The sequence below is a fragment of the Bradyrhizobium sp. USDA 4474 genome (assembly GCF_054057515.1).
This window is the reverse complement of the sequence record NZ_JBSRZJ010000002.1, coordinates 64,918-81,245: the sequence shown is the minus strand read 5'-3', so window position 1 is coordinate 81,245 and position 16,328 is coordinate 64,918. Positions and strand designations below refer to the sequence as shown.

The following is a 16,328-nucleotide window of genomic DNA, read 5'->3' as shown; positions in this document are numbered from 1 at the left end:
GCTTCAACTCACTGCTGGTTCGCGCCGGTCACTTGCGCGAAGGCGGCCTGATTAATGCTAATCCCGATGTCTGCTTCAAGCTTGTTGACGTAGGAGGCAACCTGCTCGTCGGTCAGCGACTTGTCGATGCTCTCCTTCAGCTTCTTGACCTCGTCGGAGGCGATATCGATCGGGGGATCGACGATGTCGGTGACGCGATAGACGATGACCTCGGTGCCGCCGGTCACGGGCGCCTGTCCGACGCCGTCCTTGGCGGTGCGGAAGGCGGCGGCCACGATGCTTGCGGGCACGCCGGCGGGCTGATCGTTGCGCTTGAAGCCGCTGGCGGTCTCGACCTTGGCGTTGATCGCAGCCGCCTCGTCGGCGAGCTTGCCGCCCTGTTCGAGCTTCTGCACCATTTCGGTCGCCTTGATCTTGAGCTTGGCCGCGATCTGGTCCTGGCGCCATCGCGCCTCGACCTGATCGCGGACCTCGTCGAGACTGCGGTCGCGCGACGGCGTGATGGCGAGCACGTCGTACCAGACATAGCCGCCCTTGTAGGAGATCGGGTCGTTGTCGACCCCGACGTCGCTGTTGAAGGCTTGCGAGACCACGTCGAGGCCCTGCGGGATCTCGGCGACCGGCTGCCCGTTCGGTGCGCGGCCGGAGCGGTCGACGGCATCGATGGTCACGGCGGTGAGCCCGAGCTTCTTTGCGGCATCGGCGACGCTGGTGCCGGCACCGCGTTCGTCCTCCATCTTGTCGCGGAGCTCGCCGACCTTGGTGCGCGCGCGCTCGGTGGCGATCTGGCGCTTCAGCTCGCCGGCAAATTTGGCGTAGTCGGCCTCGACGCCCGGCTCGATCTTGTTGACCTTGACGATCGAGACCCCGATGGGCCCCTGGATCGGTTGGCTGATTTCGCCAACAGGAAGCGCGAAGGCGACATTGCCGACAGCGGGTTCGAGTGAGGACTTGGTCACGAGCCCGAGGTCGACATCGGAGGGACTAAGCCCGCGCTCCTTGCCGAGATCTTCGAAAGACAGCCCGCCGACGAGGCGCTCGCGCGCGGCCTGTGCCTCCGCCGCGTTCGGGAACACGATCTGCTGGATCTGCCGCTTCTCCGGAGTGGAGAGCTGCTCCTTGCGCTGATCGAACAGCTTCTTCGCGTCGTCATCGGAGACGTCGCTCCACTTGGCGATCTCCTCCGGCGAGATCACGGCGAACACGATCTTGCGGTATTCGGGCGCCCGGAACTGGACCTTGTGATCCGCGAAATAGGCGGCGAGCGCCTCGGGCGAGGGCGCCTCGATGGTGCCGGCCTGCGCCGTGTCGAGCCTGACGAACTCGATCGAGCGCTGCTCGTTCTGGAAGCGGGTTGCCACGTCAAGCATGGTTTTCGGCGCCTCGAGACCGGCGCCGATCGTGCCGGTAATCTGCCGGCGCAGCGCCACCTTCCGCTGCTCGGCGACGTAACGCTGCTCGGTGTAGCCGAAATTGCGGATCAAGCCCTGGAAGCGGTTCGCATCGAACTTGCCGTCGACGCCCTTGAAGTTCGGATCATTCATGATGAGCTGGCGGATCTGCTCGTCGGACTCGCCGAGCCCGAGCCGGCGGGCGTTTTCGTCGAGAGCGGCTTCCGCAATCGTTTGCTGCAGCACCTGGCGGTCAAGGCCGAACGCGCGCGCCTGGTCGGGCGTCAGCGGGCGGCCGAACTGGCGGCCGATCTGCTGGAGGCGGTCGGTGTAGATCTGGCGGAACTCGTTGAGCGAAATCTCGGTGTGCCCGACCTTGGCCACCGTGGACTGTCCGAAGCCCCGGAAAATGTCCGCAATGCCCCAAATGCCGAAGCTGATAATCAACACGCCCATCACGACGGCCATAATGGTCTTGCCGACCCAGTTTGATGAGGCCTTGCGCATTCCTCGAAGCATTTGGTCCAACTTGTTTGGCAGGAGGGGAACGGGAGCGCGTCTTAATGCAGATTCCGCAAAAGCGCGTCACCAAATTGATATGCCATCATAAAGTGGCGGCTTTCGCCCCGCAACCTCGCCTCAGACCGCTCCAAGCTGCGGTTAAAAGGCCCGAAAGCGTTTTCAAGCGAAGTGGGGACCGGTTCGCGTCAGGAAAACGCGTCAAAACAAGAATCTGGAACTGCCGCGATAGCTCTGCTAGCGCATGCAGAAACCTCATTCTGCTGGAAAATGACATGACCAATGCCATCCGACCGCTGATCGCCGGCAACTGGAAAATGAACGGCCTGAAGGCCCAGGCCGCCGAATTCGATGCCATGCTCAATGGGGCGGCAGAGGTGGCTGGCAAGGCCGATCTGCTGGTCTGCCCGCCGGCAACCCTGATCGCGGCCTTTGCCGACAAGGCGCGCGGCACGGCCGTCGCCGTCGGGGCCCAGGATTGCCATGCCAAGGCCTCCGGCGCCCATACTGGCGATATCGCGGCTGAAATGCTTGTTGACGCGGGCGCAACCGCCATCATCGTCGGCCATTCCGAGCGCCGCGCCGACCATGGCGAGGGCGATGGACTGATCCGGCAGAAGGCCGAGGCCGCCTGGCGGGCCGGCGCGGCCGCGATCGTCTGCATCGGCGAGACGCAGGCCCAGCGCGATGCCGGCCAGACCCTCGAAATCGTGCGCAGCCAACTCGCTGGCTCGCTGCCGGATGGCTCCACGGCCGCTAACCTGGTCGTGGCCTATGAACCGGTCTGGGCCATCGGGACGGGGCTGACCCCCACTTCCGCCGATGTCGAGCAGATTCATGGCTTTATCCGGGAACTCCTGACCTCCAGGTTCAAGGCAGATGGGGCCAGGATGCGGATCCTTTACGGCGGCTCGGTCAAGCCTTCGAACGCGGCCGAGCTGATGGCGGTGAACAACGTCAATGGCGCGCTGGTCGGCGGCGCCAGCCTGAAAGCGGCCGATTTCCTTGCGATCGCGCAAGGCTGTCCTAAGTAGAGACTGCCCCGCGTAAAGCGGGGGCCATGGCCGATCGGGGGTGGCAATGCCTCTTCCGATCGTGTAACACCGCGCAACTTCAGGAAAACCCGCGAAGCGCGATCGGCTGCCGGCACCGGCGCCGTCGGCTTGTGACGGAAGGATACCATGCAGACTGTTGTCGTCGTCATCCATCTCATGATCGTTGCCGTCATGATCGGCGCCGTGCTGCTCCAGAAGTCGGAAGGCGGCGGCCTCGGCATGGGCGGCGGCGCCGGCTTCATGTCGAGCCGCGGCACGGCGAATCTGCTGTCGCGCACCACGGCGGTCCTCGCAGCCGGCTTTTTCCTGACCAGCCTCTTCCTGTCCTGGTATGCCGGTTACAACCGCGCGCCGACCTCGATCATTGGCCAGCCGGCGTCGCAGACCCAGCCGGCCGGCGTCAACCCGATCACCGCGCCGACCTCGGGCGGTATTCTCGATACGCTGAAGAAGGCGGATGAGCAGCAGGCCCCGGCAGCGCCGAGCGGCCCGCAGGTGCCTCGCTCGCAATAAAGCAGGGGGGCCATGCAGGACGATGGCTACCGTCCTGCATCAACAACCCCCATCAAGGCTCTGTTACCACACTTAGTTTTGGCTCACCCACAGGCCCGCAGATTCTTTGGGGCGGAATACGAATCGCTTTGGCGAATCGGATTCGAGGGATTAGAGGTTAGGTCCCATGGCGCGGTACATCTTCATCACCGGCGGCGTGGTTTCTTCGCTCGGCAAGGGTCTGGCTTCAGCGGCGCTCGGTGCCCTGCTGCAGGCCCGGGGCTACAAGGTCCGCCTCCGCAAGCTCGACCCCTATCTCAACCTCGATCCCGGAACGATGTCGCCGTATCAGCACGGCGAAGTGTTCGTGACCGATGACGGCGCGGAGACCGATCTCGATCTCGGTCACTACGAACGTTTCACCGGACGTCCCGCGACCAAGCAGGACAACATCACGACGGGACGCATCTACCAGGACATCATCTCGAAGGAGCGCCGCGGCGATTATCTTGGCGCGACCATCCAGGTGGTGCCGCACGTCACGAACGCCATCAAGGACTTCGTGCTGTCAGGCAATGATGACTACGACTTCGTCCTGGTCGAGATCGGCGGCACGGTCGGCGACATCGAGGGCCTGCCGTTCTTCGAGGCGATCCGCCAGCTCAAGAACGAGCTGCCGCGCGATCACGCCATCTACATTCACCTCACGCTGCTGCCCTACATTCCCAGCGCCGGAGAGTTGAAGACCAAGCCGACGCAGCATTCGGTGAAGGAGTTGCGCTCGATCGGTATCCAGCCGGACATCCTGCTCTGCCGGACCGATCGCGAGATTCCGAAGGAAGAGCGGCGCAAGCTCGGCCTGTTCTGCAACGTGCGCGAAAGCGCCGTGATCGAGGCGCGCGACGCCGACAGCATCTACGCGGTGCCCGAAGCCTATCATGCGGCCGGGCTGGACGACGAAGTGCTCGCGGCCTTCGGCATCGGTTCGCGGATTCCGCCGGTGCTCCAGAGCTGGCAAGAGATCAACGAGCGTATCCGTAATCCCGAAGGTGATGTCACCATCGCCATCGTCGGCAAGTACACGGGCATGAAGGATGCCTACAAGTCGCTGATCGAGGCCCTCTCGCATGGCGGTATCGCCAACAAGGTGAAGGTCAATCTCGACTGGATCGAGAGCGAGATCTTCGAGAAGGAAGATCCGGCGCCGTTCCTCGAGCACGTCAACGGCATCCTGGTGCCCGGCGGCTTCGGCCAGCGTGGTGCGGAGGGCAAGATCAAGGCGGCTCAGTTCGCGCGCGAGCGCGACGTGCCGTATTTCGGCATCTGCTTCGGCATGCAGATGGCGGTGATCGAGGCGGCGCGAAACCTCGTCGGCATCGAGGATGCCAACTCCACCGAGTTCGGCCCGACCAAGGAGCCGCTCGTCGGCCTGATGACGGAATGGCTGCGCGGCAACGAGCTCGAGAAGCGCTCGCAGGCCGGCGATCTCGGCGGCACGATGCGCCTTGGCGCCTATCCCGCCGCGCTCAACCGCGGCAGCCGCGTCTCGCAGGTCTATGGCGGCGCCACCGAGATTTCGGAGCGCCACCGTCACCGCTACGAGGTCAACACCGCCTACAAGGATCGCCTCGAGCAGCACGGCCTGAAATTCTCCGGCCTCTCGCCCGACGGCGTGCTGCCCGAGATCGTCGAGTACGAGGATCACCCCTGGTTCATCGGCGTCCAGTTCCACCCCGAGCTGAAGTCGCGGCCGTTCGAGCCGCACCCGCTGTTCGCCTCGTTCATCCAGGCGGCGATGGTGCAGAGCCGGCTGGTGTAGGGCGTGATCCCGGCTTGCGCGGCCTACGCCGCGGCGATGTCCATCCTGCGACAGAAGCAGGACGCCTTGATCGGGACCTCCGCCCTCGCCTGAGCGAGATCAAGCCGCTGCTTGATCAGCGGCGTCTCGGCCCTGTCGCCCCGCCGCACAAGGCATTCGTGCAATCCGTGAAGCGACCACAGATTGTCGGGATGTTGACAGGCCCGGCTTAACTTTCCGTCGAGGCCGAGATCGGAACGGTACACGGCTTCGGCTTCCCCGATGCGTCCCTGCTCCAGAAGCAGCGCACCGAGCGCGTGACGCGGTGGCTGCATCCATCCCCAGGGCTCGTCATAGGGCAGGGCGTCGCTCAGCGCGACCGATCTGCGCAGCTCGGCAAACGCCGTGTCGTAGTTGCCTTTGCGATATTCGAGCTCGCCATTCAGCATGGCTTCGGCCACGCCGAGCAGGTTGACGACCTTGTTGTTGTGAACGAGCCGGCTCTCCGGGACGCGCGCCTTCGCCTGTCCGAACAGCGCCTTTTCAGTTTCGGCCTCAGTGAGATGGCCAAGCGCCGAGTGAGCCACCGCCTTGGCATAGTGGATCATGGCGCTCACCGAGCAGTACAGCCCGCGATCCTCGGGCAGCGCTTGGGCAATGATGTCGTTCCATTTGCCGAAGCGCACGAGAACGTGCTGCTTCATCGTCAGGTAGCCTTCCAGGAAGTCCGCCATGGGCGGCGATTGAATGCGCAGCACCTGATCGGGCACGGTCGCAATGAGTTCCTCGGCCGCGGCGATGGCGGGAGCGTATTGGCCCAGGAACATCGCGCCGTAGATTGCGAAGTGAAAGTTGTGAATGACGTAGATCAGGTAGACACCTGGATCGTCCGAATAAGCGAGGAACCTTCGGTCGGTCGCGAGCGCTTTTTGGTTGTAGAGCAGAACGTCATTGTACTGCCCGCACAGCACATCGAGATGTGTCGGCATGTGGATCAGATGTCCGCTGTCGGGCATGATCGCGCGAAGCCGGTCGCCGGCTCGCATCGCCCGTTGCGGGAAAGGCGACATCTCCATGAGATGAACGTAGAGATGCAGCAGCCCCGGGTGATCCCAGGCGGCCGGCATCCTGTCGAAAGCCTGTTCCAGAACCGCCCTGCATTCTTCGGTGCCGGCTCCGGTGGTGGGTTTTCCGGACGCCAGGTCCCACATCAGCCATGGCGTCTCGTTCATGATCGCTTCGGCAAGAATGGCTCGGACGTCGAGGTCATCGGAGTATGTGGCGAAGACCTTGCGCATCTCCTGCGTGAAGGCCTTATCCCATGGCGCCATGTCCTCGATTGCCTCACGCTGCGGATAGCGCGCAGACAAGGCCCGGATCAGCGCATGCTCGACCGGACTTGCGTTGCCCGCATGCGCGAGGGCGTCCTGCGTCGCATCGTAAGATGCCGCGAGCGCCAGTTGGCGGCCCTGCGCGTCATAGCGAACCCAGGGCAGGTTGTAGTTGGGGCCCGCGGCGTAGCCGATGCCCCAATGCGCCATCGCACAGCTTGCGTCGTGGGCGAGCGCTTTGCGAAAACACTTGATCGCTTCAGCGTGGTTGAATCCGAATACCCAGTTGAGCCCTCGGTCGAACCAGAGCTGCGCATCCGGCGACGACGTGGTGATTGTGCGGCTGTACGGTCCGAGATCAAAATAGGTCATTGTTTCTGCCTCCCTTGATCGCTGCGGCCGCGTCGCCGCTCGTGGGCGTCAGCGGCGGCTGACACGAAAGATGGAGCCCGCAACAGTATCAAGAACAGCGGCCGGGATCCGTGCTTTGCATATTGGCCTTATTTTTGGCAGGATGGAAATCAGCCATTTTTCGTATATACGATTTGAGCGTCACCGGGGCAGTTGCGATTCAATCGCGGCGCTACTTGGCTGCAGCCCACTGCCGCTCTACCTTGTGGCGTAAGGGCGTAGTCGGGCTCGATGTGCAACGGCTCTAAAGGCGCTCGCGTCGAGTGCTCCGGCGCAACCGATCCCGCGATCAGCGTCATTTGCGGCCGGCGCGTCAGCTTGTACACGGCGGCCGGCGGCACGTTCAGGAAGGCCCGGTCGACCAGCGTTGCGCGCAGGCCGAGACGGTCGAGCACCGGCCGCGGAATCGGGCAGCTCACGCCGTAGGTGAATTGGTAGAACGCGCCGCCGGGGCGGACATAGCTGAATGCGCCACCCAGGATCGAGACGACCTTGCGCGTCGACATGTTGAGCAGCGGCAGTCCGCTCACGACCGCGCCGACTGGCGCACCGACATAGAGCCGCTCCGTCGCCAGCCGTGCCGCATCCATCCACAGCACCCGCGCGCCGGGAAACCTTATTTGCAGGAGCTTCATGAAGTCCGAGCCGTATTCGATCAGCGTGAGATCCTGTGGCCTGACGCCGCGTTTCAACAGCATGTAAGTAAATGCGCCGGTGCCGGGACCGAGCTCGAGGATCGGGCCGGTCTTTTCGGTGATCTCGCGGGTGATGAGATCGGCGAGCGCCGCCCCCGATGGTGCGATGGCGCCGACCTGGCGCGGTGAAGACATCCAGGACAGGAAGAAGGAGAGAAAATCGTTGGGCATGCGCACTCCGGCATTTCGATTGCACCTCGGGGATCAGAGGTGACGCGGAGGCACTGTCGCGGCGGTGGATTGCGACAGCATTGCGCTGCGCGCAGAGATTGCAGATTCGAATCAACTGTTCGGGGTTGGCCGCAGCGTCATTCTGAAGCAGGTGCCACCGTCCGCGCCGTCGGTGACCGAGACCTGTCCGCCGTGCAGGAGCACGATTTCGCGCACCATGTTGAGACCAAGGCCGGCGCCGCGATCGAGCGGCGACAGCCGATAGAACGGCTCGAAAATCTGCTCGCGTTGATCGGGCGGAATGGCGTCGCCTTCGTCGATGACTTCGATGCAGGCAGGATTGCTGACGCGAATCCCGATTGTGCCGCGGCGGGGGCCGTGCTGGATCGCGTTCTGCACGAGATTGGTCAGCGCGCGCTCCAGCGCGGCGGCGTCGCCCATCGTCTCGACCGGCATCGCGGGTGCATCGAGCGCCAGGTCGTAACCTGCGGCAATGGCCAGGGGTGCGAGGTCGGCGGCCGCGCTTTGCGCGATCGCGACGAGATCGACACGCGTGAAGGGGTTGCCGGAACGATCGAGCCGCTGGATGTCGAGCAGTTGCTCGGCGAGCGTCGCCAGCCGGGCGGCGTCCTCCAAGAGCCGGGTCTTGTCCGGACCGGAGGGCAAGGATTCCAGCCGCGTGTTGAGAATCGCGATCGGCGTGCGCAATTCGTGCGCGGCATCGGCGACAAAGCGCTCGTGCCTGATATAGCCCTGATCGAGCCGCGCCAGCGCATCGTTGATTGCGGTGACCAGCGGCACGACCTCCAGCGGAATGCGCTCCACCGACAACCGCGCGCCGCGCTGATGGATGTCGATGCGCCGCGCCTGTTCGGCGGTCGTGTCGAGCCCCCTGAAGGCGCGTTGCACGATCATCGGCGTCGCGACGAAGGTCGCGGTGCCCATCACCAGAAGGCCGGGCAGGGCGATGCCGAGAAACGCCAGGGAAGTCATCAAGAGCGCCTTGGCGCCGGTCATCCGGCCCTGCGTCGCGGTGATGATCTGCACATTCCCGGCGTCGGTGTCGACGCGCTTCAGCCGCGCGGCAGGCTTGCGCGGATCATCCTCCAACATTTGCCAGCCGAGCCGCGCCTGGCTGATCTGGTCGAGGCCGCCGCCGATCGCCGCGAATTCGGCCGGCACGGCGCCTTCGGTGAGCGAAGGTCCGTGCCGGTCGCGCACCAGGAACCAGAGATCGGGTGTCTCGGCGCGCAACTCTTTCAGTTCGGACGTCGACCGCAGGGTCAGATCGCCTTCGGCGTCCCGTGTGAGCGCGCGCTGTACGACATCGATCACGCGGTCCTCGTCGCGCTCGGCGAGCACGAAGCCCGAGGCGCAGAGCGCACCGACGACCACGCCAACCAGCGCCAGAAGCAAGGCGGCCTGAAGCGCGAGGAGGCGCCAGCTCAGTCGCGAGCGCAGGCAATAGGGATCGTCATGCCGGCTCATGAAAGCTTCTTCAGGAGATAGCCGACGCCGCGAATGCCGTGAATCTCCACGCCGGCATCGGCCTCAGCGAGCTTGCGCCGCAGGCGCGAGACATGGGTGTCCAACGCGTTCGACTGGATTTCGTCATCGAAATTGTAGACGGCCTCTTCCAGCGCCGAGCGCAGCACCGTGCGGCCCATCCGGCGGATCAGAGCTTCGAGCACCAGCAGCTCGCGGCGCGGCAGCTCGAACGGCTGGCCGTCGATGCTGGCCTCGCGATGACTGAGGTCGAATGCGATGCGGCCGGCGCGGATGATGTCCGGGGACAGGCCCGCAGGCCGCCGCAGCACGGCACGAAGCCGCGCCAATAACTCCTCGACCGCGAACGGCTTGGCGAGATAGTCGTCGGCGCCGCTGTCGAGCCCGGCGACGCGGTCGGCCAGCTCGCCGCGCGCGGTCAGGACGATGATCGGCACGCCGCCGGCACGCGCCCGCAGCTTCGGGATCAGCTTCAGGCCGTCGCCGTCCGGAAGCTGACGGTCGAGCAGGACGGCGGCATGGACGTCGGCGGAAATCGCTTCCTCGGCGTCCGCGAGCGTGGGGACGTGATCCACCACCATGTCGTAGCGCCTCAACGCGGACGAAAGCGCTGCGGCCATCTCCATCTCATCCTCGACGAGCAATATCCGCATGTAACAGGCACCTGAACCGCAACTGAGCCATTCTAGCGCCCCATCATTGCGGCAGCATTGCGGGAACAAAACCAGCCATGCGCGGAACGCCGCCGGGGCGGTCGAGCGGGCCTCAAGACAACCTCGGGGCCGCACGTTATAACCGCCGCACCCGTTCGGGAGGAAAACAACAATGATCTACGAAATGCGCGTCTATCGCTGCGTGCCCGGCCGACTGCCGGCACTGCTGAGGCGGTTCGAGACGGCGACACTGAAAATCTGGGAGAGGCTTGGCATCAAGCAGGCCGGGTTCTTCACCACGCTGGTCGGCGAATCCAACCAGGAGCTGACCTACTTTCTGGCCTGGGAGTCGCTGGCCGAGCGCGAGCAGAAGTGGGGCGCGTTCATGACTGATCCGGAATGGCTCGAGGCACGCGCCAAGTCCGAAGCGGACGGCCAGATCGTTGCCAACATCCTCAGCCAGATCCTGGCGCCGACTGCTTTCTCGTCCGTCAAGTAGCGGCTGGCAGGTCGGGGGTTGCCGCGGGAGCCGCCGCGCAACCCTGATATTCTGATAGCCTGTGACGAATGGGGTTGATCGGCCTCTCATCACCGCTATGGTCGCCGCGAAACGAGGGACTTGGCCTTGAGCTCTTCATCTTCCGCGGCACCGGTGGTCAGCGTCGGCACGGTCAAATTCGGCAATGATCTGCCGATCTCGATCATTGCAGGACCCTGCCAGCTCGAAAGTCGTCAGCATGCGCTGGAGGTCGCCTCCGCGCTGAAGGAGATCGCAACGCGTCTGAAGATCGGCCTCGTCTACAAGACCTCGTTCGACAAGGCCAACCGCACCAGCGCGTCGGCTGCGCGCGGGCTGGGCCTTGCGCAGTCGCTGCCGATCTTCGCCGAGATCCGCTCCTCCTTGGGCCTGCCGGTGCTGACCGATGTGCACGATGCCGCGCAATGCGCCGGTGCGGCGGAAGCCGTCGACGTCCTGCAGATCCCGGCCTTCCTGTGCCGGCAGACCGATCTGCTGCTCGCCGCGGCCGCGACCGGCAAGGTCATCAACGTCAAGAAGGGGCAGTTCCTCGCGCCCTGGGACATGACGAACGTCGTGAGCAAGATCACCGGCGCCAACAATCCCAACGTCCTCGTCACCGAGCGCGGCGCCTCCTTCGGCTACAACACGCTGGTCTCCGACATGCGCGCGTTGCCAATCATGGCGCGCACGACCGGCGCGCCCGTGATCTTCGACGCCACCCATTCGGTGCAGCAACCGGGCGGGAAGGGCGCCTCCTCCGGCGGCGAGCGCGAATTCGTGCCGGTGCTGGCGCGCGCGGCCGTCGCGGTCGGTGTCGCCGGCGTGTTCGTCGAGACCCATCCCGATCCCGATCGCGCGCCTTCGGACGGTCCCAACATGGTGCCGCTGCGCGAGTTCGAAGGGCTGATCCGCACGTTGATGGCGTTCGACGCGGTGACGAAAAGCGCAACGCACTGATGTCCCAGCCTGCGACTGGGCTGTCGTCCGGCCAGAAATTTCCGCCCGCGATCAACATCATCGCACTGGCAAGCTTCTCGGCGGCCTTGTCCACGCGCGCGCTCGATCCCATCCTGCCGCACGTCGCCGAGGATTTTTCGATCAGCATCACGACGGCTGCGAGCATCGCGGCCGGCTATGCCTTGATCTACGCGCTGGTCCAGCCCGTGATCGGCGCGGCCGCCGACATGTTCGGCAAGGCGCGGTTGATGACACTGTGCCTGGCCCTGCTCGGTGTCGCCTCCATTCTCGGCGCCGTCGCGACCACGTTCTCGGGCCTGTTCGCAAGCCGCATCCTGGCCGGCATCGCCTCGGGTGGCGTGTTCCCGGTTGCTCTTGGTCTAACCGCCGACCTCGTTGCTCCCGCCAAGCGGCAGGTCGCCATCGGCCGTACGCTGGCGGGCTCGATGACCGGCAATCTGTTAGGCGCGACCGCTTCCGGAATCATCGGCGAACTGATCGGCTGGCGCGGAGTGCTGATGATGCTTGGTGCGCTCGGCCTGATCGCGGCGATTGCAGTGGCGGCGGGCTTTCGCGGTGCCGCGCTGGCCGCGGCGCCGAAGACCGATCTGAGGGCCTTGCGGCAGGGCTATCGCACCATCTTCGCCAATCCCAATACGCGCTATTGTTACTCGGCAGTGTTCGTCGAAGGCTGCTGCGTGTTCGGCCTGTTTCCGTTCATCGCGGCGCTGCTGTTCGATCTCGGCGAAAAGTCGCCGTCGATCGCCGGCATCGTCATCGCCGGATTTGCGGTCGGCGGACTGTTCTACACGTTCACCGTCTCGCGCTTCCTGCCCTGGCTCGGCGTCAAGGGCATGATGATCGCAGGCGCGGGGCTCGTCGCCTTGCAGCTTGGCGTGCTCGCCTTCGGTCCGCAGTGGAAGCTGCAATTCGCCAGCATGCTGGCGATGGGGTGGGGCTTCTACATGATCCATGGCTGCTTGCAGGTGTTTGCCAGCGAGCTGTCGATCGGGGCGCGGGCGACCGCGATGTCGCTGCACTCTTTCTTTTTCTTCATGGGGCAGACGGTCGGCCCGATTGCCTATGGGCTCGGGCTCCAGCACGGCGGCAAGGTGCCGACGTTGTTTGCAAGCGCCGGGATCATGATGGTGCTGGGGCTGGTTTGCGCCCGGATGCTCAGGCCGCGGGCACCGTCGGACGCACTGGCCTGATGGAAACTACCGATCTCCGTATTTTCCCGTAGGGGGACGGTAGCCAAATCCTTTCGATCTTAAATCAAATCTCACGGTTGGCTCCGTAGATTGCCGACAAGCCGTCGGTTGCGGCGTCATTCCATCGGATCGCCAGATGCAAAAGCAACGCTCGGTCGCCCGTATTCTCGGGGCAGTGGTCGGCTCTCTCGGTATCGTCCTCGTTCTCATTTGCGCCTACAGCGTGATGCACGCGGTCAGCCGCTATGCCGACAGCAACCGCATCGTGTCGCTCGCGATGGCGAGCCGCGACATGACCAATGCGCTGGTGGTCTTCCGGCTCGAGCGCGGAGATACGTTGAGCAATCTGGCGGCCGCGGCGCCGACCCCCGAGAACACGCTCACTTCCATCGCCGACATGCGCGCGGCCGCCATCAAGAACTATGCGCAGGCGCTCCAGACCCTAGAGCAGCTCGATCTGCCCGGCCTCGCCGAGCGCGTGCAGAGGCTGCGTGGCACCTGGCAGGAGGTGGATGGACTGCGGTCACGCTCCACGGCAGCGCTACGCCAGGAGAAGGCGGCGCGCGACGCGGCCCTGGCGCCCGCTTGGGCCAAGGCGTCCGACGCTTATATGGATGCGATCGGCGAGGTGACCGCGCATCTGGACAACAGCATGACCTTGATCGACCCGGTGGTCGACCGCCTGCTGCTGGTCAAGCAGTCGGCCTGGCTGACGCGTGCGACCGCCGGCCAGATCATTCTCTCGCAGTTCAGCACGATTCTGGCCAACAAACCCTGGACCGCGACCGATGGCATCGATTTCGCCGACCTGCGCGGACGCTCGCAGGCGACCTGGAGCATCGTGCGAGCTCTGAGCGTGAATGCCGCCTCGCCCGCGCTGTTGCAGGCGATCCGCGACGCCGAGCCTGAGATGTCCGGCGAGCTCTACGACGTGCGTAACTCGGTTGCGGCTCATCTGCTGAAGGGCGAGCCGGCCGGCATCACCGGTCTCGACTACCGCAATCGTCAGCTCGAAGGCGCTGACAAGCTCGTCGGTGTGACGCAGTCCGCGTTGGCCGACATGATTTCGCGCGCGGAGGAGGGCGTTGCCCAGGCCCGCTCCAGCCTGATCCTGTTCGGCCTCTTGGTGCCGGCCTCGCTGGCGCTGATGATCGGCGGCCTGGTCCTGATGCGCAACCGCGTCACCCGGCCGCTGACCGCGATCACCGGCGTCATGACCCGCTTTGCCGATCATGATTTCGTCAGCGACGTGCCGGGCCTCGACCGCAACGACGAGATCGGCCGCATGGCCGTGGCCTTGCAGGTGTTCAAGGACGCCATGATCAAGGCCGAACGTCTCTCCGGCGATCAGGCGGCCGAACGCGCCGACAAGGAGAAGCGCGCCAGCGCGCTCTCAGGGCTGGTGCGGCAGTTCGAAAGCCGGATCGGCCAGATGGTGCAGACGCTGTCGAGCGCGTCAGGCGAGCTGGAGACGACGGCGCGCTCGATGTCGGGGACGGCGGCGGAAGCCCAGGCCCAGGCCGGTTCGGCCTCGACACTGGCCGATCAGGTCGGCGGCGGCGTGCAGACGGTGGCCGCCGCGGCCGAGGAGCTCAATGCCTCGATCCGCGAGATCAACCGCCAGGTCGAGCAGGCAAGCCGCGCCACCGAGCATGCCGTTGTCACGGTGAAGGAGACCGACAGCACCATGCGCGCGCTCGCCGACGGCGCTGACCGCATCGGTGAGGTCATAGGCCTCATCACCTCGATCGCGGGCCAGACCAATCTGCTGGCATTGAACGCGACGATCGAGGCCGCGCGCGCCGGCGAATCCGGGCGCGGCTTTGCGGTCGTGGCGAGCGAGGTGAAGAACCTGGCGTCGCAGACGGCGAAGGCAACCGAAGAGATCAGCGCCCAGATCACGGAGATCCAGGCCGCGACGCAGAAGGCGGTCTCCGCCATCGACGGCATCGTCAAGACCATCGAGGAGGTATCGAGCATTAACCGCGTCATCGCCGCCGCCATCGAGGAACAGAACAAGGCAACGGCCGAGATCGCCGACACGGTGCAGCACACGGCGGAAGCGACCTCGACCGTGACGCGCAATATCGCGACCGTCTCGTCGGCGGCCAACGAAACCGGCCGCGCGGCCTCCGGCGTGCTGAAAGCGGCCGCCGATCTGTCGAGCCAGTCGGCCTCGCTGACCGGCGAGGTGGACAGCTTCATCACCAGGGTGCGCGAGGTGGCTTAGGATGATATCGAGATTGAAATAAAAGCGAATAGACCGGGGGCGAGGATCGGATCATAGTCGTTGGGGTCACTTGCGGGGGGCATGCGGGGGCAAGCGAAGGGGCCACCGAATGTACGGCAACATTCTCATGAGCACCGATGGCTCGGAGGTCGCCAGGAAAGGCGTCGAGCATGGAATTGCCCTGGCAAAAGCCTTGAATGCCAAAGCGACCATCGTCACCGTGACTGAAGCGCTGCCGATCGATTATGGCGGCGGATTTGACTCTGGATGGGTTCCTTCACGGGACGAGATTGATCGTTTTGACGCCGCTTGCCGGGAGCGGGCAGGCAAGGTGCTCGAGCAGGCACGTGCCATGGCCGAGCAGATCGGGATCTCGGTCGAACTCTTGCATGTTCCGAATTCGCATCCGGCCACGGCGATTGTCGAAACGGCCAAGTCCAGACGCTGCGACTTGATCGTCATGGCCTCTCATGGGCGTCGGGGCCTCAGGAAGCTGTTTTTGGGAAGCCAGACATCCGAGGTTCTCGTGAACGGTAGCGTGCCGGTGTTGGTCGTGCCCTAGCCGCCGTCAAACCCGATTATTTCGTTCCGTCAGCCACGATCGGCTCCATTCCACTGGCGATGATCGCGTCGCGCGCCGCGGGTGAGGCCAGGAACTTGATCAGAGCGCGACCGGCTTCTTGCTCTTTGGCGACGGTCGCGATCCCGGCCGAGAAGATCGTGATCTGCTGCAACTCCTTCGGCAGCGGACCGACGATGTCGATCCCCTTCACGGGCTTCAATTCGCTGATCTGCTGGAAGCCGAGCTCGGCTTCGCCGCGCGCGACGATTTCGCCGACCGGCGTTGCCGGGATCTTGCGCGCCTTGTCTTTCATGGCTTCGGCGATGCCGAGCTTGCCAAACATCTCGGTCGAGATGTAGACGCCGCTGGCGCTGTCGGAATAGGCGATCGTCTTTGCCGCCAGCAACGCGGTCTTGACGGCATCCACCGAACTGATGTCCGGCTTCGGCGCTCCCGATTTCACGGCGACGCCGATGGGCGAGCGCGTCAGGTCGACCTGACTGCCGGCAACGACCTTGCCCTTGCTCGCGAGATCGGCCAGCGCATAGCCCACCATGATCAGAACGTCGGCGGGTTCGCCGCGCTCGAGCCGGACCGGGATCGCATTGGTGGTGGTGCCCATCGATGGTCCGTAGGCGGTCAGGACCTTGTTGCCCGTGGCTTTTTCGAATTCCGGCACGAGCGCCTGATAGGCGGCCGTGAATCCGCCCGAGATCATCACGCGGATTTCGGCCGCGTTGGACGGGCCGGCAAGCCACAGAAGTCCGAGAACGCCGAGCGCGAGTCCACGGACTTTCCCAGATGTCGTTGTCATCGTCATGGATCT

The 16,328-nt window shown here is 64.7% G+C and carries 14 protein-coding genes; 8 read left to right on the top strand and 6 right to left on the bottom strand.

Annotated features, from left to right (window positions below):
• Positions 1 to 8 precede the first annotated feature (8 nt).
• A complete protein-coding gene (locus ACVW16_RS02050) occupies positions 9 to 1,910 on the bottom strand; it encodes a SurA N-terminal domain-containing protein (protein WP_456735257.1) in 1,902 nt (633 codons plus the stop codon).
• A 275-nt stretch (positions 1,911 to 2,185) separates the two neighbouring features.
• On the opposite strand from ACVW16_RS02050, the gene tpiA reads away from it, so the two are divergent.
• The 3 genes from tpiA to ACVW16_RS02035 all read left to right on the top strand — a co-directional run bounded on the left by tpiA (position 2,186) and on the right by ACVW16_RS02035 (position 5,276).
• Complete coding sequence (gene tpiA, locus ACVW16_RS02045) at positions 2,186 to 2,944, top strand: triose-phosphate isomerase (protein WP_456735256.1); 759 nt, start codon at positions 2,186 to 2,188, stop codon at positions 2,942 to 2,944.
• A gap of 147 nt (positions 2,945 to 3,091) precedes the next feature.
• Positions 3,092 to 3,478: a preprotein translocase subunit SecG gene (gene secG / locus ACVW16_RS02040; RefSeq protein WP_456735255.1), complete on the top strand. Its 387-nt coding sequence runs from the start codon at positions 3,092 to 3,094 to the stop codon at positions 3,476 to 3,478.
• Positions 3,479 to 3,644: 166 nt separating this feature from the next.
• Positions 3,645 to 5,276 (top strand): CTP synthase, encoded by a 1,632-nt coding sequence (locus tag ACVW16_RS02035; protein ID WP_456703749.1) that lies wholly within the window; start codon positions 3,645 to 3,647, stop codon positions 5,274 to 5,276.
• A gap of 23 nt (positions 5,277 to 5,299) precedes the next feature.
• Here the strand turns inward: ACVW16_RS02035 and ACVW16_RS02030 are convergent, their stop codons facing one another.
• The 4 genes from ACVW16_RS02030 to ACVW16_RS02015 form a co-directional block, all read right to left on the bottom strand.
• Positions 5,300 to 6,958, bottom strand: coding sequence for a hypothetical protein (locus tag ACVW16_RS02030; RefSeq protein WP_456735254.1), 1,659 nt, complete (start codon positions 6,956 to 6,958; stop codon positions 5,300 to 5,302).
• 149 nt (positions 6,959 to 7,107) lie between these two features.
• Positions 7,108 to 7,863, bottom strand: coding sequence for a class I SAM-dependent methyltransferase (locus ACVW16_RS02025; protein WP_456735253.1), 756 nt, complete (start codon positions 7,861 to 7,863; stop codon positions 7,108 to 7,110).
• Positions 7,864 to 7,974: 111 nt separating this feature from the next.
• Entirely contained in the window at positions 7,975 to 9,351 is a 1,377-nt protein-coding gene (locus tag ACVW16_RS02020) for a sensor histidine kinase (protein WP_456703746.1), read from the bottom strand.
• Entirely contained in the window at positions 9,348 to 10,022 is a 675-nt protein-coding gene (locus tag ACVW16_RS02015) for a response regulator (RefSeq protein ID WP_456703745.1), read from the bottom strand. Before ACVW16_RS02015 ends, ACVW16_RS02020 begins: the two co-directional genes overlap by 4 nt.
• Before the next feature lie 172 nt (positions 10,023 to 10,194).
• Between ACVW16_RS02015 and ACVW16_RS02010 the strand changes: the two genes are divergently transcribed.
• From ACVW16_RS02010 to ACVW16_RS01990, 5 genes are all read left to right on the top strand, one after another.
• Positions 10,195 to 10,521, top strand: coding sequence for an NIPSNAP family protein (locus ACVW16_RS02010; protein ID WP_456703744.1), 327 nt, complete (start codon positions 10,195 to 10,197; stop codon positions 10,519 to 10,521).
• Positions 10,522 to 10,647: 126 nt separating this feature from the next.
• Positions 10,648 to 11,499, top strand: a complete 852-nt coding sequence (gene kdsA, locus ACVW16_RS02005) for a 3-deoxy-8-phosphooctulonate synthase (RefSeq protein WP_456735252.1) — start codon at positions 10,648 to 10,650, stop codon at positions 11,497 to 11,499.
• Positions 11,499 to 12,710 carry an MFS transporter gene (locus ACVW16_RS02000; protein ID WP_456735251.1) on the top strand — a complete coding sequence of 404 codons (1,212 nt, stop codon included), beginning with the start codon at positions 11,499 to 11,501 and terminating at the stop codon, positions 12,708 to 12,710. The genes kdsA and ACVW16_RS02000 overlap by 1 nt, the downstream gene beginning before the upstream one ends.
• A gap of 136 nt (positions 12,711 to 12,846) precedes the next feature.
• Positions 12,847 to 14,940, top strand: a complete 2,094-nt coding sequence (locus tag ACVW16_RS01995) for a methyl-accepting chemotaxis protein (RefSeq protein ID WP_456735250.1) — start codon at positions 12,847 to 12,849, stop codon at positions 14,938 to 14,940.
• A 109-nt stretch (positions 14,941 to 15,049) separates the two neighbouring features.
• The gene (locus ACVW16_RS01990) at positions 15,050 to 15,502 is read left to right on the top strand and encodes a universal stress protein (RefSeq protein ID WP_456703740.1); all 453 of its coding nucleotides are present in this window, start codon (positions 15,050 to 15,052) and stop codon (positions 15,500 to 15,502) included.
• 16 nt (positions 15,503 to 15,518) lie between these two features.
• Here ACVW16_RS01990 and ACVW16_RS01985 read toward each other — a convergent pair whose 3' ends face one another.
• Positions 15,519 to 16,316: a substrate-binding domain-containing protein gene (locus ACVW16_RS01985; RefSeq protein ID WP_456703739.1), complete on the bottom strand. Its 798-nt coding sequence runs from the start codon at positions 16,314 to 16,316 to the stop codon at positions 15,519 to 15,521.
• Between the last annotated feature and the right edge of the window lie 12 nt (positions 16,317 to 16,328).

What these genes read in the sequence shown, in the direction of transcription:
- secG (WP_456735255.1), top strand. Translation starts at nt 3,092, where the DNA reads ATGCAGACTGTTGTCGTCGTCATCCATCTCATGATCGTTGCCGTCATG.
- ACVW16_RS02010 (WP_456703744.1), top strand. Translation starts at nt 10,195, where the DNA reads ATGATCTACGAAATGCGCGTCTATCGCTGCGTGCCCGGCCGACTGCCG.
- ACVW16_RS01995 (WP_456735250.1), top strand. Translation starts at nt 12,847, where the DNA reads ATGCAAAAGCAACGCTCGGTCGCCCGTATTCTCGGGGCAGTGGTCGGC.
- ACVW16_RS02035 (WP_456703749.1), top strand. Translation starts at nt 3,645, where the DNA reads ATGGCGCGGTACATCTTCATCACCGGCGGCGTGGTTTCTTCGCTCGGC.
- ACVW16_RS02050 (WP_456735257.1), bottom strand. Translation starts at nt 1,910, where the DNA reads ATGCTTCGAGGAATGCGCAAGGCCTCATCAAACTGGGTCGGCAAGACC.
- ACVW16_RS02030 (WP_456735254.1), bottom strand. Translation starts at nt 6,958, where the DNA reads ATGACCTATTTTGATCTCGGACCGTACAGCCGCACAATCACCACGTCG.
- ACVW16_RS01985 (WP_456703739.1), bottom strand. Translation starts at nt 16,316, where the DNA reads ATGACAACGACATCTGGGAAAGTCCGTGGACTCGCGCTCGGCGTTCTC.
- ACVW16_RS02000 (WP_456735251.1), top strand. Translation starts at nt 11,499, where the DNA reads ATGTCCCAGCCTGCGACTGGGCTGTCGTCCGGCCAGAAATTTCCGCCC.
- ACVW16_RS02025 (WP_456735253.1), bottom strand. Translation starts at nt 7,863, where the DNA reads ATGCCCAACGATTTTCTCTCCTTCTTCCTGTCCTGGATGTCTTCACCG.
- tpiA (WP_456735256.1), top strand. Translation starts at nt 2,186, where the DNA reads ATGACCAATGCCATCCGACCGCTGATCGCCGGCAACTGGAAAATGAAC.
- ACVW16_RS02015 (WP_456703745.1), bottom strand. Translation starts at nt 10,022, where the DNA reads ATGCGGATATTGCTCGTCGAGGATGAGATGGAGATGGCCGCAGCGCTT.
- ACVW16_RS01990 (WP_456703740.1), top strand. Translation starts at nt 15,050, where the DNA reads ATGTACGGCAACATTCTCATGAGCACCGATGGCTCGGAGGTCGCCAGG.
- ACVW16_RS02020 (WP_456703746.1), bottom strand. Translation starts at nt 9,351, where the DNA reads ATGAGCCGGCATGACGATCCCTATTGCCTGCGCTCGCGACTGAGCTGG.